Below are 207 nucleotides of genomic sequence, written 5' to 3'. Positions count from 1 at the left end.
TTGTACAGGATAGGTCGGAGCCGTAGAAACCGGAACGCTAGTTTCGGTGGAGGCGCTGGTGGGATACGACCCTTGTTGTGTGAACACTCTAACCCGCGCCACTCAGCGTGGCGGGAGACAGTGTCAGGTGGGTAGTTTGACTGGGGCGGTCGCCTCCCAAAAAGTAACGGAGGCGCCCAAAGGTTCCCTCAGAATGGTTGGAAATCA

Annotated in this window: 1 rRNA gene; it reads left to right on the top strand. The window is 57.0% G+C overall.

The annotated features are described in order from the left end of the window. Positions 1–207 (top strand): 23S ribosomal RNA (locus CES81_RS13180); the annotation flags it as partial.

This window comes from Secundilactobacillus pentosiphilus, assembly GCF_002217985.1.
Classification (GTDB): Bacteria; Bacillota; Bacilli; order Lactobacillales; family Lactobacillaceae; genus Secundilactobacillus; species Secundilactobacillus pentosiphilus.
This window is presented reverse-complemented; position numbering and strand designations above follow the sequence as displayed.